18 protein-coding genes and 1 tRNA gene are annotated in these 23068 nt (G+C 37.3%); 10 read left to right on the forward strand and 9 right to left on the reverse strand.

What is annotated here, in order from left to right; genetic code table 11:
- Positions 1-435 precede the first annotated feature (435 nt).
- Together B371_RS0112845 and B371_RS0112850 are read right to left on the reverse strand one after the other, a co-directional pair.
- The gene (locus tag B371_RS0112845) at positions 436-1011 is read right to left on the reverse strand and encodes a nitroreductase (RefSeq protein ID WP_019414730.1); all 576 of its coding nucleotides are present in this window, start codon (positions 1009-1011) and stop codon (positions 436-438) included.
- A 27-nt stretch (positions 1012-1038) separates the two neighbouring features.
- The gene (locus tag B371_RS0112850) at positions 1039-1389 is read right to left on the reverse strand and encodes a DUF3307 domain-containing protein (RefSeq protein WP_019414731.1); all 351 of its coding nucleotides are present in this window, start codon (positions 1387-1389) and stop codon (positions 1039-1041) included.
- 144 nt (positions 1390-1533) lie between these two features.
- On the opposite strand from B371_RS0112850, the gene B371_RS0112855 reads away from it, so the two are divergent.
- The 4 genes from B371_RS0112855 to B371_RS0112870 all read left to right on the forward strand — a co-directional run bounded on the left by B371_RS0112855 (position 1534) and on the right by B371_RS0112870 (position 6965).
- Positions 1534-2688 carry an HD domain-containing phosphohydrolase gene (locus tag B371_RS0112855; protein WP_019414732.1) on the forward strand — a complete coding sequence of 385 codons (1155 nt, stop codon included), beginning with the start codon at positions 1534-1536 and terminating at the stop codon, positions 2686-2688.
- A 2-nt stretch (positions 2689-2690) separates the two neighbouring features.
- Entirely contained in the window at positions 2691-4496 is a 1806-nt protein-coding gene (locus B371_RS0112860) for an adenylate/guanylate cyclase domain-containing protein (RefSeq protein ID WP_019414733.1), read from the forward strand.
- A 920-nt stretch (positions 4497-5416) separates the two neighbouring features.
- Positions 5417-5989, forward strand: a complete 573-nt coding sequence (locus B371_RS0112865) for a glycerol-3-phosphate acyltransferase (RefSeq protein WP_019414734.1) — start codon at positions 5417-5419, stop codon at positions 5987-5989.
- Between the two features lie 118 nt (positions 5990-6107).
- Positions 6108-6965 carry a DegV family protein gene (locus B371_RS0112870; protein ID WP_019414735.1) on the forward strand — a complete coding sequence of 286 codons (858 nt, stop codon included), beginning with the start codon at positions 6108-6110 and terminating at the stop codon, positions 6963-6965.
- 84 nt (positions 6966-7049) lie between these two features.
- Here the strand turns inward: B371_RS0112870 and B371_RS0112875 are convergent, their stop codons facing one another.
- Complete coding sequence (locus B371_RS0112875; protein ID WP_019414736.1) at positions 7050-7535, reverse strand: amidase domain-containing protein; 486 nt, start codon at positions 7533-7535, stop codon at positions 7050-7052.
- A 67-nt stretch (positions 7536-7602) separates the two neighbouring features.
- Here B371_RS0112875 and B371_RS0112880 point away from each other — a divergent pair, with 67 nt between their 5' ends.
- Positions 7603-7998, forward strand: coding sequence for a hypothetical protein (locus B371_RS0112880; RefSeq protein WP_019414737.1), 396 nt, complete (start codon positions 7603-7605; stop codon positions 7996-7998).
- A gap of 401 nt (positions 7999-8399) precedes the next feature.
- Here the strand turns inward: B371_RS0112880 and B371_RS0112885 are convergent, their stop codons facing one another.
- Positions 8400-8984: a site-2 protease family protein gene (locus tag B371_RS0112885; RefSeq protein WP_019414738.1), complete on the reverse strand. Its 585-nt coding sequence runs from the start codon at positions 8982-8984 to the stop codon at positions 8400-8402.
- An 842-nt stretch (positions 8985-9826) separates the two neighbouring features.
- Between B371_RS0112885 and B371_RS0112895 the strand changes: the two genes are divergently transcribed.
- On the forward strand, positions 9827-10384 hold the full coding sequence (locus tag B371_RS0112895) for a DUF6241 domain-containing protein (protein WP_019414740.1): 558 nt from the start codon (positions 9827-9829) through the stop codon (positions 10382-10384).
- A 205-nt stretch (positions 10385-10589) separates the two neighbouring features.
- Here the strand turns inward: B371_RS0112895 and B371_RS0112900 are convergent.
- Positions 10590-10662 (reverse strand) — tRNA-Ala (locus tag B371_RS0112900).
- 74 nt (positions 10663-10736) lie between these two features.
- Here B371_RS0112900 and B371_RS0112905 point away from each other — a divergent pair.
- Positions 10737-11768, forward strand: a complete 1032-nt coding sequence (locus tag B371_RS0112905) for a DUF2804 domain-containing protein (RefSeq protein ID WP_019414741.1) — start codon at positions 10737-10739, stop codon at positions 11766-11768.
- Between the two features lie 377 nt (positions 11769-12145).
- Here B371_RS0112905 and B371_RS0112910 read toward each other — a convergent pair whose 3' ends face one another.
- Positions 12146-12868, reverse strand: a complete 723-nt coding sequence (locus B371_RS0112910) for a glycerophosphodiester phosphodiesterase (RefSeq protein WP_019414742.1) — start codon at positions 12866-12868, stop codon at positions 12146-12148.
- Positions 12869-12883: 15 nt separating this feature from the next.
- On the reverse strand, positions 12884-13747 hold the full coding sequence (kynA, locus tag B371_RS0112915; RefSeq protein WP_019414743.1) for a tryptophan 2,3-dioxygenase: 864 nt from the start codon (positions 13745-13747) through the stop codon (positions 12884-12886).
- Positions 13748-13957: 210 nt separating this feature from the next.
- On the opposite strand from kynA, the gene helD reads away from it, so the two are divergent.
- From helD to B371_RS0112935, 3 genes are all read left to right on the forward strand, one after another.
- Entirely contained in the window at positions 13958-16201 is a 2244-nt protein-coding gene (gene helD / locus B371_RS0112920; protein ID WP_019414744.1) for an RNA polymerase recycling motor HelD, read from the forward strand.
- 361 nt (positions 16202-16562) lie between these two features.
- Positions 16563-17750: a GTP-binding protein gene (locus tag B371_RS0112930; protein WP_019414746.1), complete on the forward strand. Its 1188-nt coding sequence runs from the start codon at positions 16563-16565 to the stop codon at positions 17748-17750.
- Positions 17751-18030: 280 nt separating this feature from the next.
- Positions 18031-19098, forward strand: a complete 1068-nt coding sequence (locus tag B371_RS0112935; RefSeq protein ID WP_019414747.1) for an acyltransferase family protein — start codon at positions 18031-18033, stop codon at positions 19096-19098.
- 198 nt (positions 19099-19296) lie between these two features.
- Here the strand turns inward: B371_RS0112935 and B371_RS0112940 are convergent, their stop codons facing one another.
- Entirely contained in the window at positions 19297-21126 is a 1830-nt protein-coding gene (locus B371_RS0112940; protein WP_019414748.1) for an ABC transporter ATP-binding protein, read from the reverse strand.
- The gene (locus B371_RS0112945) at positions 21107-22849 is read right to left on the reverse strand and encodes an ABC transporter ATP-binding protein (protein WP_019414749.1); all 1743 of its coding nucleotides are present in this window, start codon (positions 22847-22849) and stop codon (positions 21107-21109) included. Before B371_RS0112945 ends, B371_RS0112940 begins: the two co-directional genes overlap by 20 nt.
- Between the last annotated feature and the right edge of the window lie 219 nt (positions 22850-23068).

Here is a 23068-nt window from a genome sequence, read left to right on the forward strand (position 1 = left end):
TAAAGTACCAGTGACTTTCTGCTATTTAAAAAGCATATACTCCCTTCTTTTTAAGTTGTATTTTCTTTTATGATAAATTCGAAAACATTTACTTGATTGAAGCGGAAGGCGGCGACTCCTACGGGATCAGCGGGACAGGCGAGACCCCGCAGTGAACGGATTGTGCACAATCCGTTTGCGACGAGTAACCGCAGGAGCACATGTTTGCGCCAGCGACCGAGGAGGCTTACCGCCCGCCCCGTGGAAAGCGTCCGCCTGGAGCGCAAATCAGCGGTATCATAATAGAACCTACTCCTTAAAATGCCAGGAATACTGAATTCATAGCACACCAATTTTATATACTTTCTTATTTTTTAAAAGAGTTCTGAATACCATCTTCTATATTTAACTAAAAAAATCCCGGTACTCGTTTAAGTAACGATGCCGGGAATTTTTTTAATTAGAACCGAAGAATGTAACAAATTCTTCTACAGACATACGTGGTTTTGCTTTTGGCATTTCATCATAATAACCAAATTGGAGCATGCTTATGATACGTTCTTCTGGTTTGACACCCATTATCTCACGGAAATTTGGCGCATCAATGAATGGTGGAGTCTTCCAACAAGAACCAATACCTAGGTCCCATGCTAGCAATTGTGCGTTTTGAATATAGCAACTAGCTGCAGCATAATCTTCCAATCGTTCTTTTTGACGAACATCTTCTTTGACGATAACAAATGCATATGCACCTGGATCAAGGAATTTTTTCATTTGCTTAGACAATGCAACTTCAGGAAGTTCTTGCCATTTAGGTATGCCGAATTCCCGTAACACTGTATGTAACTCATCTAGCTCTTCACTACTAGCAACGACTAGTCTCCATGGTTCACGGTTGCCATGGTTTGGCGCCCACTTTGCATCTTCTAAAACTGTCATTAATGTATCGCGTTCTACTGGTTGTCCGTTAAATTTTTTAATTGAACGACGTTGAAGTATAGCGTCACGAACTGATAAAGATTGTCCATTCATGTGTAAGTTCCCCTTTTCAATAACAAGTTAAAACCAGCTATGTGCAATAATACCTAAAATAATTATATGAAAAATTTGATCCACCATAATTAGGAGCCATTTTTCTTCATTACCTTTTACATTCATTATATGTTTTACCCACCACGCAACAAATATGCGACGATCCAAGAAAATATGGCTCATGAATAATAGTACAATTGCACCGACCGGCAATAAACCATATCCGACGAATGCTAGCGCAGTGACCGAAATTGTATAAACAACACAATGGACGATTAAAGGTACCCATTTGGTTGTCTTAAATATGGCCATCCAAGTGGTTTGAAACAAGAAATCACCTATTAAATGACCTATTAGCAAATAACTAAAAAGCGACATCAAAGCTCCTCCAAATCGATGATAAACTAGCTTTGACTCGTTTATCTAAACTATTAGATTCATTTAAGCTATGTTAATATTATCATACCAATCAAATTTTCTTAAGAAACAACAATTGACGTCAAGATAGAAAGGATTTTCGATATGTTTAAACATGACCCCACATCCACTTTTCACCATCAAAACGAGCTGCAATCAGATGAATTACTTGCGGTCATTTTTAAATATATGGAGAAAATCACGGCAGAAACAGATTTAGATAAGTTGCTAATGATTTTAGCAGACTTAGGCAAAAATCTAGTTCTTGCAGATCGTTGTACAGTTTGGCTTCACAATCCAGAAAGTAATCAACTATGGACTATTGTAGCACATGGGATTGACCCCGTAATGGTTCCTGAGAAAAGTGGGTTCATTGGTCATAGTTTTTCGACAGGAGAATCCATTATTGTAAAAGATGCTTATAAAGATGATCGTTTTAACAAAACAATCGATCTCTCCACTGGGTATCTAACAAAATCGGTATTGTGTATTCCTTTTCGAAACTCGGAAGGAATTGTCATTGGTGCATTCCAAGCTATCAATAAAATGACTGTTAATGAAATATTCTCAGAACGTGATAGAGAAATCCTGACGTTAGCAGCTTCCTACTCTGGTAAAACATTGGAATCTTCAATATTACGTAACGAGTTAATAGAAACTCAAAGAGAAATGATAGAAACGATGGGTGAAATCGGCGAAAGTCGTTCACAAGAAACCGGTAATCATGTAAAACGTGTAGCGGAATATTCATTTACTTTGGCTAAGCTAGCTGGATTAACGGACTCGCAAGCTCACTTGTTGAAACTGGCTTCCCCGATGCATGATATCGGAAAAGTGGCAATTCCCGATACGATATTATTAAAGCCTGGTCCTTTAACTAAAACAGAATTCGAATTAATGAAAACTCATACAACCATTGGCTACAATGTCTTTAAACATTCTAACCGAGAATTGTTGCGAATGGCAGCAATTATTGCACATGAACATCATGAAAAATGGAACGGTACCGGTTACCCTATTGGTCTAAAAGAAAATGAGATTCATATTTTTGGGCGAATTACTGCAATTGCTGATGTATTTGACGCCTTGACAAGCGAACGAGTTTATAAGAAAGCCTGGTCCATTGAAGAGGTTATTTCCTTTCTATTGGAACAACGCGGGAAGCATTTCGACCCTTTTTTAATCGATTTATTCCTTCTACATATCGACACATTTATTGACATCCGCTACAAATATGCTGCTGATAGAATAGGAGATTGAAAATGAGCAAAAATGTTCTCTTCCACGAAGATCGTGAATTCGACTTGTCAATTGAAGAACTATGGGGTTTACTTTCAGATACGAATCATTTTAATCAATATATTGGACTTTTCCCTGTCCAGTTTTCCCCCTTTACATACGAAAACAATATACTACATCGTAAAGCGGAAGGAAAAGCTCTGGGCTTAGTAAAAAATGCTTGGAGTGAGCACGCTTTTGAATGGGTAAAAAACTCCCATTATGTAATAGAACGAATTTACTCAATCGGCCCTGTATCACGGGCATTATGGACTGTTAGTTTAGAGAGAATCAATGAAAACCGAACTCGCCTTATCCTTGAAGCGGATTTTACGATTCGAAATCTCCTAGGGAATGTCGGTTTAAAATTAATTATCATCCCACAACTCCGCCGCATCTTTCCTTACTCATTGTTGTATATAGAAAACAAATCTTCTGACGAACCTAGACCGCAGAAAAAACAGATGATAACCGTTAATTCTGAGCGCTTGAATTTAATTGTAAGTCGGTTTCGAGAAACCTTTTCTAATGAAGACATGATACATAGCCTTATACATATGATTAAGACTCATAACGACGACGAAGTGAGTCATATTAAACCGTTGCAATGGGCGCATGACCGAGGATACGAAAAACTCGAAACGATTGAAATGTTCTTATTAGCAACGAAGGCTGGTTTATTAGATCAACAATGGAGTTTAATGTGTCCTAACTGCCGGGTTTCGAAAGAACAGACTATTTCATTGAGACTACTGAATAACACGGTCCACTGTGACTTATGTGGAGTTGATTACGAAGTGAATTTTGATCGCTACGTTGAAATGCGGTTCGTCATAAATCCTTCGATACGAAAAACCGAGGAAAAGTTATTCTGTTTAAATGGTCCAATGAACTCACCACATGTCGTCGCCCAAACACGGATTCCATCAGGTGAAAGCCGTATGATGAACTTAGCTAAATGGCCACAAGAGTTACGACTACGAGTTTTGAAGTTTAATCATAGCGTCCAATTCGATCAAGGATATCATGAAGGGTCCGGCGTTCTTACGTATACAGAAGAATTAGGATTTAATACAGATTTGATGCGATTGGTGAATGAAGTTACAATTCACAACAACGCACCTTATGAAATAGTTGTAGTACTTGAAGAAACCAAGTGGGATTCATTTGCATTAACTGCACGGGAAGTAACATCTTTGCAACTGTTCCGTGATTTATTTGCAACGGAAGTGTTGTCGCCTGAACAACAAATCGGAGTAGGCGAAATGACAATTTTATTTACGGATTTAAAAGGCTCAACGAAATTATACGAAGCGATTGGTGATGCACTTGCCTATTCAGATGTAAAAAAGCACTTTGATTATTTAAAAAAACATATACAAACAAATCATGGAACAATTATCAAAACGATTGGTGACTCTGTAATGGCTGGTTTTTACCAAGACACATTAGCTTTGGGTGCAGTACATGCAATTCAAGCGAACATTGATGAATTAAACTCAACTCTCTCACAGCCTGTTTCAATTAAAATCGGCTTTTATAGTGGTCCAGTTATTGCTGTGAATGCTAATGATATACTTGATTACTTCGGCCGTACTGTCAATATGGCTGCACGTATCCAAAATCAAAGTTCTGGCAACGATTTAGTTATGAGCGAGCAGGGTTACAATGATTTACTACAAACCGAGGATTCCAAACAACTGCTAACTAATTATACAGCTACCCATTTTGAAGCATCTCTTCAAGGTATTGATGGAACACTTAGTTTAGTACGTCTGAACCATATTTAAAATTAGTGCCTACGACATGTCGTAGGTTTTTTTGCGCTATAAGAAGACCACCATGGCTTACGTTTCACATAATTCATGGTGGTTTTCGAGTTACACCTGTGAGCTTGGAGTAGCTATGTCTAGCTCCAATCGTCAGCTCCCGGGCCCTTTTTGAAGTCAGAAAGATGAAACATTCGTCTTTCTAACTTCCAGCGCCGGCTTTGAACTAGAAGGCGCTTTACCCGATCTTTCTTATTAGATAAGAGATATTATGAGAGCTAACTCATGATTTTGTTGAAATTTTTGTGAGGACTGAGTGGAATCTCATGTGGAAAGGAACAATTATCATTGGAAGTCCCCTAATAACACTTATGATTTCAACGTAAGATGCTGTTTCGTTGCAACTTATTAGATTTGGTTGCAACTTATTGAGTTTCGTTGCAACTTATTAATTTTCGTTGCAACTTATTGGATTTCGTTGCAACTAACCAATTATTTCCTAATTAATCATTAATTAGACCATGTCTTAGAGTGATTTGTTATTCAAAGTTTGGAGTAGCTATGTCTAACTTCCAGCCTCTGCGTCTGGCTAGAATGCGCTTTACCCGATCTTTCTTATTAGATAAGAGAGATTATGAGAGCTAACTCATGATTTTGTTGAAATATTTGTGAGGACTGAGTGGAATCTCATGTAGAAAGGAACAATTATCATTGGAAGTCGACTAATAACACTTATGATTTCAACGTAAGATGCTGTTTCGTTGCAACTTATTAGTTTTCGTTGCAACTTATTGAGTTTCGTTGCAACTTTACAGATTTGGTTGCAACTAACCAATTACCTCCTAATTAAACATTTAATAAAACCACGACTAGGAGCGATTGGTTGTTCCAAGTATCGTCTTATTCCTTCATAATAGAAAGAAAGCATTTGGAGGGTTCGCATGATTGTTGTCTATTTATTAGCGAGCTATTTATTGGGAAATTTACTGACTGCCTGGTGGGTAGGTAAGTTTTATAAGACTGACTTGCGAGAACATCGTAGTGGTAATTTGGGCGCTCGTAATGCAGGGGTCGTTATTGGTAAATCAGCATTTCTTCTAACATTATTAGGTGACGCTATGAAAGGCGTACTTGTCATTCTTGCAGGTCGGTATTTAGGGTATCCTGAATGGATAGTTGCAATGGGAGGTTTGTTTGTTATTTGTGGGCATCTGTTTCCTTTTTGGTTAAAAGGAAACGGTGGAAAAGGTGTAGCAACTTTTATTGGGATTGGGCTTACATTTAATCTTATGTTTGCACTTACTTTTAGTATTGTATTTTTACTGTCCCTATTTTTCCTGAGAAGTGCAACTCTTAGCATGATGTTGGCTTATATTGCATATATTGTATCAATTTTTTATTTGTATGAAATTGAAAGTTCGTGGCCTATCATTGTTTCAATCTTGTTAATTATGTATCGCCATCGATTTGACATCAAACAATCTTTTGTGGAACAAAAATGGAAACGGTCTTGATGTTATTGAGTGAATAGCTTTATTTCTCTTAAAACCAAATAGCATCGCGAGATAATACTTTTGATGGTATAATATTAAATAATCAAAATATTAAAGAAAAGATAGGGTGTTTAGTTAAATGTCGAAAAAACCAATTGCTTGGATTGTTGATAGTACCGCTTATGTAAGTGATATACTTGCTGCGCATCCAGATGTTCATGTTGTCCCATTAACCATTCATTTTGGACAAGAACAATTTGCAGATGGAGTAGAACTAACATCAGATGAACTGTACAGCCGTATTCGAAATGCAGAAGAATTCCCTAAAACTTCGCAACCACCTGCTGGTGAATTTGCTAAGCTATATGAAAAGATTAGTGAGGATTATGAAGCTATTATAGCTGTACACATTTCTGAAAAGTTGAGTGGAACAATTTCTTCGTCTAAGTCTGGTGCAGAAATTGCAGAAATTCATATGGAATGTATCGACTCTCTTGCACTCTCTTCAGGGATTACTTTACTCGTTGAACGTGGTCTTATTTTGCAAGAAAGAGGAATGAACATTGAAGAAATTGCTCTTAAACTACGTAGTGAAATGAAAAATTTTCGAAACTACATTCTCATCGGGAACTTAAATCAATTGTATAAAGGTGGACGAATGAGTGGGGTTCAATTTTATTTAGGTAGCTTACTAAAAATTAAACCAATTATTCAATTAACCGAATTTGGCGAATTAAAAGCATTTGAAAAAGTACGTTCTCAAAATAAAGCTATTAACTATTTAGTTGACAAAGCTGTTGATGCGTACGAAAAAGATGGGGTCCGATCTATTGATCTTATGCACGGAAATGTATTAGATCAAGTGGAAGATTTAAAGAAATTAATCCAGGCAAAAGTACCAAACTTGGAAGTGCGTGTTGGAGAAATCAGCTCTGTACTTGCTGTACATGCTGGCGAAGGAACAATCGCTACTCTATGGCACGTGCCTGCTGAATAAATGCTTACTTAAAGAAAGGGATGTTACAATCGTCATTTTTATATGACTCTTGGAGCATCCCTCTTTTCTAGGTAACAAAAGAAATCAATTAAAAGAATCGACTATGTGAATAAAAATATATTTAGTTTCATTTTGAAAAGCGTAGGAAGTATTGTAGCTCCAATCCCTGTCTTTACTATTATTGGTATGAGCATTTACTAACGGTTCGTTGCCATCAAATCCAGTCACTATAGTAGTATGATCATAACGACCATCTCCTTCAAAATCATAACAAATGACGTCACCTAGTTCTAAGTCTCTAGCATTGGCTACTTTTAAACCTTTCAATCCCACAGTTGAGGTTTCTAAATACCAACGGAGTGAGTGAGCAGTAGACCAACTTAGACTCCATGTTCCGCCTTCAATCCACCACCCTTTTTCACGATTCGGATACCCTCTCATGGGTGCTCCTCCCGCCTTCAAGCATTGGGAAATATAATTCGTGCAATCTACGTCAAAAGTTGGATATGCAGGATTATATGAATTCCACCATGTATTTGCATATTGAACAGCCGCTTGGCGGTTGTACATGTACGTTCCCCCCTTTAGGAGAGATTATGAAACATTTGATTAATTTAGAAGAACGGAGTGTTAGGTTATGCGAAGAACTCTGAGTGGATTACTGACGTCTATCGTTTTCGGGGGTGTGTGCTTATTCATTGTTTTTCAAGGTATTGGATATATAATGACCGTTTATGCTATACCCTTTATCCTTTTATACGGAATTCCAGTGAATTTGATGGCTCACGCATTAACCATTCACGAAAAACGTTATGCAGCTCTAAAGAGGTTACTTATTTATGTGACAATGGGCGGATGGTTGTTTGCTCTAATTTCTCTCATTTATTTTATAAAGGGATTATATACGAATGATCCTGCTAACTTTTTTATTTTTCTTTCTATGTTTTTCGCATTGTGCTTTTGGCTTGGGGAAGAAGTTTTTGAACGCACAAAACTTAAAGAATGGACTAATCCTGATTTGAGTAAAGTGTAGACTTTTCTACTTAGGAAATTCAATATAAATTTAGATTTCCAGGGAACTTCGGATTTTTAACCCCCCTATCTCAACTTGCTTGTAGTAATTCTGCGGTTGGCCCCTTCGCCCTCCTGCCTTCACGTACTTAATGGTTTGAGTTTGGTGTACGAGAGAATAGATACTGATTTTATAGAAAGTAAACGGCCGAAGATACTATTTCGGCCTTTCATTACATTCTTTAAGTTTGGAAGTTTCTTTATTCTATCTTCAGTTGATTCCACTTACAGTCGAAATTAGGACTTCCAATACTGCTTAACTTTTGGTGCATTTGGAATGAAATTCTTAGTCGATCAGAATAGCAAAAAGGTTTATAACGTTAAAACCACCCATTTAAACAAATGGATGGTTTTTGCATGCTATTAATTTGGAATTATGGTTTCATAAAATGCATGGAACGAATTCATAACGACATCTATACTTGTTCTGATAAATGGAATTATAGTGACATCACCAATTGGTGTTAATATGACCACTAAAAATAGAATAGAACCGTACATTTCTAAAGGGCGAAGTTTCAATTGAATTGATGGTGGAAATAAGCTGGATACGATCCGGTATCCATCTAAAGGTGGGAGAGGTAATAGATTAAACACACCTAATACTACATTGAGAGCAACAAAGATATTAAGGAATTCTTCTACTGAAATACTTACAGGAGTGAAGTACCAAATACTAAATCCAATAAAAGCTAAAACAAAATTACTAAGCGGTCCAACTAAACTAACGATGATCGATTGAATGCGTCTAGTAGAAAAATAAATGCTATTAATTGGTACAGGTTTTGCCCATCCAATCCCAGCGATAAAAATTAACAGTGTCCCAAAAAAATCTAGGTGTTTTAGTGGGTTAAGTGTGACTCTCCCTTGGATTTTTGCTGTGTCATCTCCGAACACTGATGCCATCCAAGCATGCATAAATTCATGAAGAGTAAAAGCAAATACCAATGTGATCACTACATATGGAATCTCGGATAAAGGAAATGCTAAAAATTCTATGTTGTCCGCCCGCTCTCAGTTCTATTTAAGTTACTCTAAATTATATTTGATTCACATCTTGCAAACCATTTAAATATTTAAAACCTGAATTTCAATACTTTAAAAGGTTATGCTCATACTCTACTATTTAGTCACCTATTCTAGTTATGATATTTATAATATATACAATTAAACTATGTCTACTTAAATTATACCATTTTCTCGATGTTCTACAGGTATTAATGCTAAGACATTGCTGATTATAAAGGTTCGTTTTGTTTGGCGTAGAAAACAAAAGGCTTGAAATATATCACCTTCAAACCTTAAAACTTTTAAACGACGTTTGGTTATCTGACCACACTTTGAGACATACATGATATCCACTAATTGCCCATACCTCAATGACTTAGCAAGATTTTCTCTCATTTGATTCACCTTCCACAAGAACGTTTGTTCTTATTATATGCAAGAAAGTTATTTTTAACAATACAGATTTTAAAAATTCTTTAATCAGTGACTTAGACTTATTTCTTTCCTCGCTACTTTGTCATAACACTGTTCATTTTCATATATCCCATCTGGTTTAGCATTTTTTTAAAAGCCATAATGCAACTCAGTTGTCACCATGCCTTACGTGGAATATAATACCAATAACAAGCTTTATTGAAAGTCTAGACAGTGAATGGTGTGGTAGTAGTGCTCCAAGGTCATAGCAAATGTATTGCAAGATTACAATGCATTCCATATACTCGATGGAATTACTATGCATTTATTAATACAAACATTAAAGTGTTAACAAACGAGGAGAATTTATGAACAAAAATAATAATAAAACCTTCAAATTGAATAAAGTTCAAAAATTAGTTATCGGTCTCGGTGTTGTGGGTTTAATCGGAACTCTTATATATATCAAAATCAAACCCGAGTTGCCTATGTTTACGAAAACAGATGTTACAGTCAATAAAACAATTGATGAAGATGGTGCAACAGTCATTGAATTGGTAGATGAGGATGATTTTGATTTAGAAATACATATGCCAATGGATTTAACAGATGATAAAATAGGTGTATTTATTCATCGGATGGCACATCAGAAAGTAATTGCAGACGAGAAATGGGGAAATGAACCTTTAACAATGAATCGAGTTGTTCGGCTCATTGATGTAATTGAAGAGAATAAAAGTAATTATAAACATAGTGGAACTTATCTCAGGATTCTCGAGAAATGGCGAAATAATGATTTTACTGAAGTAGATTTTGACCATAATGAGATTTGGCGTATTCAATCGGGAACTGTAGGACGTGCCACTGGGATTCTGAGTTATGAAGAAGAGCAATCATATATTGAGCGACATTATAATACTGATTAGCAGTAACAGTTCAATGATTCAAAATACCAACTCAAATGAAGTAGCGAAGTTTAAGCTCTTAGATGTTGCTATTCAATGACATACAAAAAGAACACTTCGACTTTCTGTAATCCAGAAAGTTGAAGTGTTCCTATTAAATCTTGAGTATTGCATAACTTCATTATCCATTGAAAAATTGACTGAACAACGTTAATAAAACAAGCTATGGAGTATATCGGGATCGAACCGACGACCTTCACACTGCCAGCGTGACGCTCTCCCATCTGAGCTAATACCCCTAATCAATATCTTTGTTATAATACTAGTATATAACAATATCAGTAGTGGATTCAATAGGAGAAAGGGTGTCTAGATGCCAAAAGTTCAGCAACATGCAGAACGTGAAATCCTATCTCCAACATCTTTATGTGATTCAAAAGGAAACTTGAATCCAGCAGCGATTGGTTATTCGCGAAAACCTTTGATTGACAGTAACTTATCAGGTCACTTTATGCGCAAGAAAAAATGGAATTACTGGTGTATCTACGGGGAAGACATTATGTTTTCAGCATCCATTCGTCACATGGACTACACGGTAATTTGCAGTGTATATTTTGTGGATTATGAAACACAACGATTTTTCGAGAAAACGATTACTGTGTCATTAAGTCAGCGTGTCCATATGCCTAATCAGGTATTGGAAACAATTAATTTCTCTAATGATGATATGAGCATGCACCTGCTGCATATACAAAGTGAGACGCATATGAAAGTGATGATTTCAAATTTTGATGGGGATTTTCTTCAAGCGGATTTGCAAATTGAGCATCCGGCTAATGATGAATCATTAAATGTGGTAATTCCTTGGAATCGGCAACTATTTCATCATACTGCAAAACATCACATCATGCCGACTAGTGGATTTGTCAAAGTTGGGGATAAACACTACAATTTCAACTCAGAAGATAGTTATGCTGTACTTGATTATGGTCGCGGAGTTTGGCCTAGAAAAGCTTCAAGAAAATGGGCTGTGGCTTCTCAACGTTTGGGAACCCAGCGTATTGGACTTAATTTTGGTGGAATGTGGACAGATGGTACTGGCATGACTGAAAATGCGGTATTCGTTGATGGACACATGTCAAAAATTTCAGAAGACGTGATTTTCAAACATGACGAGACTGACTTGATGAAACCCTGGAACATTACTTCTAAATTTTCACCTGATGTTAGTTTGACATTTACTCCATTTCTACAACGTGAAGCAAATATAAAAGTTGGGTTTGTCAATATGACTGGATATCAAATGGTGGGTTACTTTAATGGTTTCGTTCATTTAGATGATGGCTCATGTCTATCCATTACTCAATTACTTGGTAGCATTGAAGATCATAAAGCAAAATGGTAATAAAAAATCCAGGCAAAATACACTGTGGTTTCCAGGTCGCTTCGGACGGCAAGTCCACTGCACCAAATGAAAGGGATGAGCAAGGTTTCACTTTGCTCATCCCTTTTTTACAGGCGATCTTGCGGTGAGTTCACGTCCGATGCACCACATCAACCAATGGGCATATCTATTTCTATAAAAGAGAAAAGACTTGTTGCTTACTAAAGAAACCTAGACATACTAAAGGAAGATAGCGAAGTGACCTTTGTCGCCACCCTATCTTCCTATCATTCTTAATATGATGTTGCAGTTGTTTTGCGGTGAATAGCGTTCTCTTAACCCTCTTCTTCGTTACACTCGTTAGAGTAATCAACAACAATACGGCTGTACAGCTGATACTAACTAAAACTTAACGCCTTCTTCATTTCTTCAGGGAAATCCGTGAAAATTGCATGTACACCTATTGTTTGTAAAGCTAGTGCATGCTTAACTTCATTAACTGTAAAGACGCGAATGATTGCCCCTTTCAACATGGCTTCTTGTGTCATTTTACGCATGGCTGCTGGGATTGAAATATGCAGGGCATCTGCAGGAATAAAACGAGCATAGTCATAGGCATCGACGAGTACATCTGTTGTTAATAAAGCGACATCGATATGAGGAGCTGTTTTTTTGAAATTCCGAATTGCTTCGTGGTCAAAAGATGAGATCACTACACGTTCAGATAGCCCCATCTTTTCAATCAAGTGTAGTACCATCTCCCCCATGCCTTCATATGGGAAAATGTCTGATTTCAATTCGATATTAATATGATGGGTTGTATTCTGAAATATATTTAACACTTCTTCTAAAGTGGGTATAGATTCCCCTGCATGTTCTTCCCCAAACCAACTTCCAAAATCAAAAGTTCGTAGTTGTTTTAAGGTAAGATCCTTTACATACCCGACACCATTAGATGTTCTGTCAATGGATTCATCATGAATAACCACAAGCTCATCATCTTTTGTTAAATGAACATCTAACTCCACTCCATAAATATCTAGTCGAGCTGCTTCATTAAATGCAGCAATTGTATTTTCTGGGTGCGTACCTGCTGAACCGCGGTGTGCATAAATTTTCATAATCGTAATTCCTCCTTATATTACCGTACGTAACGTCCATAGTTCCGGGAAGAAATATTGGTCTAGCACTTTTTGTAAATAATTTACGCCTGAAGAGCCGCCAGTTCCGGTTTTAAATCCAATGATTCTCTCGACTGTTTTCATGTGACGAAAACGCCATTGTTGAAGACAATCTTCAACATCCACAAGTTTCTCAGCGAGTTGATATAACTCCCAGTATGTATCAACATCTCGGTACACGGTCGTCCATGCTGCTAATACACTATCATTTGGCTCATAAGTTGTTGAAACATCACGTGTAAGAATCTCTTCATCAATTGGGAGACCTGCTTGTGCTAACTTACGGATCGCAACGTCGTATAGTCCAGGTTGATGAAAAGCTTCCTTCAAGGTATTTAGTAACTCTTGTTCTTTTTCATAAATTTTTAACACATGTTTGGTTTTGTAACCAAGCGCAAACTCAATCATGCGGTACTGATATGATTGAAAACCACTAGCATTTCCGAGGGAAGAACGAAACTCCATGTATTCCGCAGGTGTTAATGTTGCAAGTACATCCCAAGCTTGAATAATTTGAGTTTGAATCTTGGATACCCGAGCGAGCTGTTTAAATGCTGGTTGTAAATCATCTTTTTCAATATTTGTAATAGCTGCGTTAAGTTCATGTAAAATTAATTTCATCCATAACTCAGAAACTTGATGAATGATGATAAATAAAGATTCATCGTGATGACCAGTTATCCCATCTTGAGCTGTTAATAATTTATCTAAATGAAGATATTCAGAGTACGTCATGTCTTCTTTAAAATCCGTATGTATACCTTCTTCTCCCTGTGCAGCAGGATTTTGATCTTGTGCCAATGGTTTCTTCTTTTCCATCATTGAATCCCCTTAAGGCTCTACTTTTACTCTTCTCATCTCTTTCTATTATGACACGACCCCAAACACTTTAACAGACTCATTGAATTATTAGAAAACTTCTATTGCACGGGTTAATGGATTATGTTAAGATACTATTCTGTTTTCTAACCCCAAATACCTTTATTTTACCAATTGTAGGCCACAAATTCTATCATATCGGAGGACTGTATGACACAGAGACATCCAGATTTTGAGCAAGAGCAAGAGCGCCTCACCTACACAAAACACTATATGCAACAATTACTCGAAGAATCTAAGCGGGATGTAAAATCAGCACAGGAAAATATTCGTCACGCCATGGCAGATCTTGATTATTTGGATTCCAGTTTAAGCTATTTGAACATATTAACAAATGCTCGGTTCTTTGAAATGGCTCGTTCCCAAAAAGAAGGACTTGAATCAATTCAACAAAAACCATATTTTGCACGTATCCATTTTAAAAAAGATGGAGAAGAAAGTGAAATGTTATATATCGGTAAAACTTCCCTATTCCATAGAGAAACGCAAGAACCGATTATTGTGGACTGGCGTTCACCGGTTGCCAATGTGTACTACGATGGACGACTCGGGGATATTGAGTATGAAGTTAGGGATGATACATTTACTGGATATCTGTATTCAAAGCGTCAATATACGATTGAACACGGTGAGTTAAAATCTGTGAATGACATTGATTTAACGACCAATGATGAGTTGTTACAAGAGGCTCTCTCTGGAAAAGCGGATGTTCGTTTAACAGAAATTGTATCAACCATTCAAGCTGAGCAAAATGATATTATTCGTGCTCATTTAAAACAGCCCATCCTCGTGCAAGGTGCTGCGGGTAGTGGAAAAACGACGATTGCGCTACACCGAATTTCGTATTTCCTTTATACAATGGGTGAACATTTCCCTGCCGACAAACTAATGATTTTAGCACCATCCAAACTGTTTATGGACTACATTGCAGATGTTTTACCAGAGCTTGGTGTCAGCAAGATTTGCCAAACCACTTACACGGAATACGTAATGGCAGCTACTAGTATCAAATTAAAATTACAAGACTCGAATTTAAAGTTAGCCATTTTGACAGAACAAGACGCTCCAGATGAAATGTTGCTGTGGCAATCTCGGATGAAAGGGTCTCTTACTTATAAGGATCTACTAGATATATATTTGTTTGATTATGAACAATCGATAGCTAAGCAATTTGAAGATATATTTATAGAAAAATACCGCATCATGAAAAGTAATCAATTGAAAAAACTATTTCTTCAAGAGTTTTCTTACATGCCTGTTGAAAAACGATTAGAACGTATCAAATTGATTTTACAAGCTCACGTACGACAAAAGAAAAAAGAAATTCTGTTTGTCTTAAGTAAAAAATACGATGAGTCACTAGATAAAGCTTTATATGGTATACGCGATGATGCGAAGCGCAAAATCGCGGTCACAAAGTTGATAGATGAGCGCGATTATCGGATTCCGTTAATTGAAAAGCAATCTAAAACAACTGCGTCTTCTTATATGAAGCGCTTTAAGAAAGCCAATATTAAAAAGATGTATCGTGATTTTGTGACGGATGAACAGTTTTTGACTGATATCGCCACACACTGGACGGACGAACAACGTCTCTCATTCCTTCAAACACATTCACGAGAGTCATGGGAACTCGAAGATTTGGCTCCACTTTATTACATGCATTCGCAACTAAAAGGCATAGAGGGTAAATGGAAAATGCGCGTTGTTTTTATTGATGAAGTTCAAGATTACAGTATATTTCAGTTAGCAGCCTTAAAAGAAGGTCTTGAAACGGATATGTTCACAATGGTTGGAGATTTAGCCCAAGGTATTTATAGCTATCGCGCACTCACTTCATGGGAACCTGTTACTGATTTATTTACAAGAGCGTCATATAAAACTCTACAAAAAAGTTATCGAACAACCATTGAAATCATGAATATGGCCAACAGTATATTGATGCAAATGGATGAAGACTTACCATTAGTTGAACCAGTTGTTCGCCATGGTATCGAGCCACAATATTATCAAATGAATGAACTAGAAGGACAACGGATTGTTTCTTTATTACAAGAGATTCGCAGTCGTGGTCACCATTCTATCGCACTCATTTGTAAAACGACCACAGAAGCTAAATTGATAGCTACCCAACTGAATGATTTGCTTCCTTTTCAATTACTGAGTGATCAATCAGATATTGATCAGTCTAAGTTACTCATCGTTCCTAGTCATCTCGCGAAAGGGTTAGAGTTTGATGCAGTATTGATTGTGGCAATCGAAACACCTTTCCGACAGCATTCAATTGATCGAAAGCTGCTTTATGTCGCAATGACACGTCCTATGCATGAATTGCATTTAATTGGACCGAGTCGTGAACACTTTTTATTGGAAGCACCAACAATAATTAGTTAATATGTCATCTACTTAACGTTTCTTCCACTATGGAGAAACGTTTTTTGTTTTTTCCATTTCTGCACGACCAAGGTTTCCGTGGTGCTTTTGCACAAAATTACGCTAAACAGTTTGACAACGTCACATCACTATTCTCTTTTATTCATCAGGTTAAAATCCAGCGTATTAGCAAAACGGAGACCCAATCCAATCTAGATTGAAACCTTTTCATCAGTTATTACTCAAATTAATAGAACTCTTTTTATAAGAAATGGACGTTGGTTAATCCTTTTCCTCCTCCCTTCTTGCACGTTTTGCTAAATAAGTGTATTATTTAAATCGTAATCATTACTATTTACAAATACAATTAAGGGGCTCACATATGCAAACTCAAATTCCAGTTACTGTTTTAAGCGGCTATTTAGGTGCCGGAAAGACCACAGTATTAAATCATTTACTTGCCAATAAAGAAGGTAAGAAAATAGCGGTTATTGTCAATGATATGAGCGAAGTTAATATCGACTCACAACTTATTCAAAGTGGAGGTTTCTCTCGCACTGAGGAAAAATTAGTTGAGCTAACAAATGGCTGTATCTGCTGCACCCTACGAGAAGATTTAATGATTGAAGTAGAAAAATTAGCTAAACAAGGAGATATTGATTATATCGTTATTGAATCTACAGGAATTTCAGAACCAATTCCTGTAGCACAAACTTTTACCTATATCGATGAGGAAGTTGGAATAGACCTTACACAATATTGCAGACTTGATTCTATGGTTACAGTAGTAGATGCATTCCGCTTTTGGAGTGACTATGAAAGCGGTGAATCGTTATTTGAACGCAAACAAACAGATGATAAGGAAGATGTGCGCGACGTATCAGACTTATTAATCGACCAAATTGAGTTTGCGAACATTCTTCTGATTAGTAAAACTGATTTAGTGACCGCTGAATTTTTAGAGGCTTTTAAAGTATTCCTACTTAAAATGAATCCTGATGCCATCATAATTCCTATCGAGAACGGCGTAGTTGCTCCTAGTCAGATATTGAATCGTCAATTATTTGACTTCGAAGAGGCAAGTCAATTGGCGGGATGGATGAAAGAATTAAATGAAGAACATATTCCTGAAACTTACGAATATGGTATTAGCTCATTTGTTTATAGACGCAAGCGTCCATTCCATCCTGAGCGTTGGAATGCTTGGTTAAGTGCATTTCCACAAGAAATAATTCGTTCTAAAGGTTTTTTCTGGTTGGCAACACGAAATGAAATGGCTGGCCTTTTATCTCAAGCTGGAAATTCTCTACAATTCCAAGGAGCGGGAAATTGGATTGCCTCTCTTCCAAAAGCCGAGCAGCTTGAAATCATGTTAGAGGATGAAACCATTGCAGCGAGATGGGATGATGTGCACGGTGATCGCCAAACTGAAATGGTTTGGATAGGCTTGGATATGGACCGCGAAGAAATTGAAAAACAACTTGATAGTTGTTTATTAACCGATCAAGAAATGAAATTTGACTGGACAACTTTTGCAGATCCATTGCCTGCTTTCGTAGTTGTGGAATAACGTTTCGTTAAGGTCGAAAAATTTTATTATCTTATATTTCAAAACACCTACAATCTATTAAAAGGTTGTAGGTGTTTTGCAATTGCTTTGATTTTTAACTAATACCTGCATTCCTTTGATGTTTATACGTCTAAAGGAAACTAGTAGTATGGAAATTCCCACAAATATTCCCTCCTTTGTTGCAGTGGAATGACTAATACATATCAATATAGCCACAACTGCTTAACTTCCTCAAAAACGGATATATACTAACAATAGTTCGAATTTGGAGGAGTAAGAAATGCAAAATAAACGTTTATCTTGGATGGACGTAACAAAAGGATTTTTAATGATTCTTGTCGTTATTGGCCATTATCCTGGAGAACTTGATTTCCCCCTTGGGAAGTATATTTATTGGTTCCACATGCCAGCTTTCTTCATATTAAGCGGTATATTTTTTAAACCTATCCTGGAAAAAGGTGTTACTAAGCAAGCCATTCATAAACGGTTTATGCAGCTAATCGTACCCTATTTATTTTTCCTTCTAATCATTACGGTCGTTCGATATGGGATGGAAATAGGTTCTGGTAATTTGGATATTTCATGGTATTTAAGTGATTTATGGACACTCGTTATTGGAGGCCGTTTTGCACGTGGCGCTTATGGGGTGTTTTGGTTCGTTACCACTTTGTTCTTTGCTTACTTAGTCTTCCTATGGTTGACAAAATACTTTAATCGGACAAAACAAATAGCTATCTTAGTCGTATTTTATTTAATTGCCCATATTGAAAGTTTGATTGCAATGAGCTTGATCGGCGGTAGTCCTGCTGAAGCTTCTCAAACAATCCCAATGATTTGGAACATGGACGTGGCATTGATGGCAGTTGTATATTTTGCACTTGGCTATTATATGAAAAACATTTGGTTGAATATCACCCAATCTTGGATAGTAGCTGGATTAATTGGAAGTGTGTTAGCTATTTCACTTGATCATTTCGGCGTTATTAACTATCACTTAAGTATGAAATTTTTGCGCTATGACCATTTAGTGTTTGATTTAATTGTCCCGCTGTCCTTTACTCTTGTATTTGTTGGAGTATTTCAATTCCTCGCAAGTCGTATGTCCATGAATTGGTTACGAAGAATTGAACAACATTCTATCTCTATCATGTATTTGCACATCTTTACAGATATTGTATTAAATGATTATTTCAATTATGGAATTATTGGCTTCACTGCATTAGGCATCATTTTGCCGATTATTGCTTCAATCATTATTCAGAAACTTGTTCCATACGGAAAATTATTCTTGGGTGGATTTGTACCAAAAAAATCTTTAACTTCCTCTACACTAGTTACAAATAAGTAATCGTTAATGAACTAACCCCTAGTTGTATTGAAAATGAGGAGCTACGTGACAAAATTACGTAGCTCCTCATTTTCATTCTTTACGTTATGATCCTATTCCAGCAGGGGGTGCGAACCAATACTAACCTGAAACCCAATTCACACAGCGATAAATTATTTTTCAAGTGAACACTTAAATCTCTCGTACTTCCCTAAAGGATTATTGTGCAGTAGATGATCCAGTCAACATATTGTAAAACAAACCTTTTTGATCAATCAGTTGCTGTTGACTTCCTGATTCAACTAGCTGCCCTTGGTCCATAACATAGACGACGTCAGCTTTTTTAACAGTATTTAACCGATGGGCAATCACGAAGCTTGTGCGCCCTTCCATCAAGCGTTCAAGTGCTTCTTGAATTTTCATTTCTGTTACTGTATCGATACTACTGGTTGCTTCATCCAACAGTAGAATGACTGGATCTGCAACTAAGGCCCGGGCAATGGAGAGCAATTGCTTTTGTCCTTGACTAATTTCTCCACCGTCTGCTGTCAGAACAGTGTCATATCCTTCCGGTAACTTTAGAATAAAGTCGTGTGCATTGGCTTGTTTTGCTGCTTCTATTAATTCTTCATTCGTCGCATTCAATCTGCCATAACGAATATTTTCTTTTACTGTTGCTTCAAACAAAAACGGATCTTGTAATACAAAAGCCATTTGACTTCGCACCGTTTGACGAGGTATCTCATGTATGGGGATATCATCAATACGAATTTCCCCTTCGTTCGTATCGTAAAAACGAGCGAGTAGTTGCATGATAGTTGTTTTGCCAGCACCTGTTGCACCTACTAGAGCTGCAGTTTCACCTGGTTTCAAGGTGAAGTTAACATTGCTAATAATCTGTTCCTCATCGGATTGTTCGTATTTGAAAGACACATTATCAAATTCCACTTTCCCAATTAACTTGGTATCGACTCGAAGGGTTGCTTCATCCTTTTCAATCGGTTCATCCATTATGGCAAAAACCCGCTCCGCGCCAGCAATTGCTGATAGGACGGTGTTAAATTGATTCGCTAAGTCGTTCAATGGTCGGGTAAATTGTCGGGCATATTCTGAGAAGATGACGATCGTTCCAATGGTCACGTGACCATTTAATGCAAGTATACCTCCAACGCCGGCTACAATAGCGAAGCTTGCGTTATTTAACATGTTCATGACTTTAGGAATGAACCCTGAATACGTTAACGCCCAAAATCCTGTTCGACGAAGACGTTCACTTTTCACGATAAACTCATCCGTAACACGGTCCTCTTGCGAAAAGGCTTTAACGATTCTTTGACCTGAAATGGTCTCTTCAATCATACCGTTCAAATCGCCAACTGCCTTTTGTTGCTCTTTAAATAATTTCCCTGTTCTTCTTGTAATCCACCGCATTGCGTAAAACATCACTGGAATGATTGTCATGGTAAGTACTGTTAATAGTGGACTCAAGGTCAACATTACAATAACAGTTCCAGTTAATGTTAATATACTTGCGAAGACTTGTATAAATGAACTATTCAACGTTGCACTAACATTTTCAATATCATTTGTCACACGGCTCATGAGTTCACCATGTTGGCGCTTATCGAAAAAGCCAACGGACAGTTTTTGGAAATGAGCAAATAAATTGGTACGCATTCTATATATCGTTTGTTGTGCGATGCCAATCATCCAATAGTTTTGGAAAAACATCGCTATAGATAGTAACAAATAAATTGCGATTAGCCATATCATCGTACCTGTCAAACCGGCAAAATTACCTGGCACAATGTACTTATCAATAATTTTCCCCAGTAAATAAGGGCCTGCTAATGCAAGTGCTGAACTGACAAAGACTAGTAAGAGAACTGTGATTAATAGCCCACGTTGTTCATCCACAAGTTGCCAAATGCGCTTTAAGACATCCTGCCAATTTCCAGCTCTGTCACCTTTTTTCTTTTTTACAGGTGTAACATCTTCTTTTGTTAATACTGGTTCGTAGCCAAATGGTTTAAATGGAGTCTGTCTCATGTCCAGGCACCTCCTGTTGTTGTTGCGTCTCCGCGATTTGACGATATAAATCGGAAGTGATTAGTAATTCATCATGAGGTCCATATGCAACAATTTGACCATTATCCAATAACAAAACACGGTCTGCACCTTTTGCAGTCAGAATCTTTTGTGTCACTACTAGCATGGTGGCTTGTTCTTTCTCTAAAGCCTCCCAAAGTGCCGCTTCTGTTTTCACATCTAACGCACTGGTACTGTCGTCGAGTAACAAGATTTCTGGTTTTCTCACCAAGGCACGCGCTATTGTCAGCCGCTGCTTTTGTCCCCCAGACAAATTCACACCTTTCTGACCAACTCGAGTGTCATAGCCTTTGGCAAATTGTTCGATGGATGAATGAATTTGTGCTTGTTGAGCTGCTTGTTGCAATTCTTGAATAGACGCTTCCATTTTACCCCATGCTAAATTTTGATAGATGCTCCCTGTAAACAGAATTGATTGTTGAGGGACTAATCCGATTGCTTGTCGTAACTGATCTAATGACCAATTTTTAACGTCTTTACCGTCTACTTTTACAGAGCCCGATGAGACTTCAAAGAACCGAGGAATGAGTTGTAATAATGTTGACTTTCCAGCTCCAGTAGCCCCCATTATGGCAAGTTTTTCGCCGGATTTAACTTCAAATGAGATATTTTTTAACACTGGTTCAACTGTATTCGGATAATTAAATGTAACATTGTGGAAGCTAATTTCTCCTTCCGCTGATCCATGCATCTTGCCTGATTCTCCATCTCTTTCTAAGCCTTCATTTACAAGTAACACTTCTTCCATTCGTTCAGAAGATGCTTTCGCACGTGCAAAAGCCATTATAATGAAGGAAAACATGGAGAATGCTCCAGTCATTCTCATTGCATAGTTAATAATTGCCACTAACTCTCCAATTTGGGCATCATTTGTTTGGATTTCTCGTGCACCAAACCATAATACAGCGAGTACACTGATGTTCATCACTAATAGCAGTAAAGGTAAAATGAGTTCCATAATTCGCATGGCTTTCACTGTATCCATTTTCAACAAGTCCGATACTTTCTCGAAACGCGATGACTCAAATTCACCACGTAAATAGGCTTTCACTAACCTCACAGCTTGTAAATTTTCTTGAAGTACACGGTTCACTCGATCAAGTCTAACTTGGACAAGTGCGAAATAGCTTACCCCTTTTTTGACCATGAAATATAAGAAAAAGATGAGAAATGGTGCACCTATAACCAAGAACATGGCTAAGTATGCATTGACGATAAATGCCATAATGACACTACCAAGTACGAGTAACGGAGCTCGTAACATGATACGTAAACTCATAAATAGAACGTTTTGTACCATTGTTACATCGCTAGTTAGTCGAGTGATTAAACCGGCTGTTGGAAATTTGGTAAACGTGGCAACTGTAAATTGTTGGACTTGCTTAAACAATGCACTACGGACATCAAACCCAAAACTTTGTGACGCATGAGACGCAAAGAAAGAGTTTGTCGCACCTGATACAAAAGCAACTAGAGCCATGAGCATCATGACCCCTCCCCAAGTCCAAATAACCGACTGATCGCCTTTCATAATGCCGTCATCAATAATTTTAGCAATGATGAGTGGTTGCACTAATTCAACTGATAGTTCGATTAACATAAGGAAAAGTGCAATGGCAATCGGCCATTTATATGGTTTCACATAAGAAAATACAGTTTTCACTTGATGTCCTCCTGAAACTTCTTCGTTAAACGAATTAATAATCTGATTTTACTATTATGCCATATTGTGATGACTAAAGGTATCATTCATTGTGCGGAGTTTTGATGAGGATACGGATACTGTTTAGTGGGATTTGTCATGTCACTATAAGAAAAACCGGGCAAGGTACTCCCGGTCCTTAATAAGATAGCCTTCTTTTTAAATCTAGTGATTTCCGTT

It is taken from the genome of Paenisporosarcina sp. TG20 (genome assembly GCF_000286315.1).
GTDB lineage: Bacteria > Bacillota > Bacilli > Bacillales_A > Planococcaceae > Paenisporosarcina.

Excerpts from the sequence above, each read along its gene's own strand:
- B371_RS0112845 (WP_019414730.1), bottom strand. The coding sequence starts at position 1,011 with ATGAATGGACAATCTTTATCAGTTCGTGACGCTATACTTCAACGTCGT.
- B371_RS0112850 (WP_019414731.1), bottom strand. The coding sequence starts at position 1,389 with ATGTCGCTTTTTAGTTATTTGCTAATAGGTCATTTAATAGGTGATTTC.
- B371_RS0112855 (WP_019414732.1), top strand. The coding sequence starts at position 1,534 with ATGTTTAAACATGACCCCACATCCACTTTTCACCATCAAAACGAGCTG.
- B371_RS0112860 (WP_019414733.1), top strand. The coding sequence starts at position 2,691 with ATGAGCAAAAATGTTCTCTTCCACGAAGATCGTGAATTCGACTTGTCA.
- B371_RS0112865 (WP_019414734.1), top strand. The coding sequence starts at position 5,417 with ATGATTGTTGTCTATTTATTAGCGAGCTATTTATTGGGAAATTTACTG.
- B371_RS0112870 (WP_019414735.1), top strand. The coding sequence starts at position 6,108 with ATGTCGAAAAAACCAATTGCTTGGATTGTTGATAGTACCGCTTATGTA.
- B371_RS0112875 (WP_019414736.1), bottom strand. The coding sequence starts at position 7,535 with ATGTACAACCGCCAAGCGGCTGTTCAATATGCAAATACATGGTGGAAT.
- B371_RS0112880 (WP_019414737.1), top strand. The coding sequence starts at position 7,603 with ATGCGAAGAACTCTGAGTGGATTACTGACGTCTATCGTTTTCGGGGGT.
- B371_RS0112895 (WP_019414740.1), top strand. The coding sequence starts at position 9,827 with ATGAACAAAAATAATAATAAAACCTTCAAATTGAATAAAGTTCAAAAA.
- B371_RS0112905 (WP_019414741.1), top strand. The coding sequence starts at position 10,737 with ATGCCAAAAGTTCAGCAACATGCAGAACGTGAAATCCTATCTCCAACA.
- B371_RS0112910 (WP_019414742.1), bottom strand. The coding sequence starts at position 12,868 with ATGAAAATTTATGCACACCGCGGTTCAGCAGGTACGCACCCAGAAAAT.
- kynA (WP_019414743.1), bottom strand. The coding sequence starts at position 13,747 with ATGGAAAAGAAGAAACCATTGGCACAAGATCAAAATCCTGCTGCACAG.
- helD (WP_019414744.1), top strand. The coding sequence starts at position 13,958 with ATGACACAGAGACATCCAGATTTTGAGCAAGAGCAAGAGCGCCTCACC.
- B371_RS0112930 (WP_019414746.1), top strand. The coding sequence starts at position 16,563 with ATGCAAACTCAAATTCCAGTTACTGTTTTAAGCGGCTATTTAGGTGCC.
- B371_RS0112935 (WP_019414747.1), top strand. The coding sequence starts at position 18,031 with ATGCAAAATAAACGTTTATCTTGGATGGACGTAACAAAAGGATTTTTA.
- B371_RS0112940 (WP_019414748.1), bottom strand. The coding sequence starts at position 21,126 with ATGAGACAGACTCCATTTAAACCATTTGGCTACGAACCAGTATTAACA.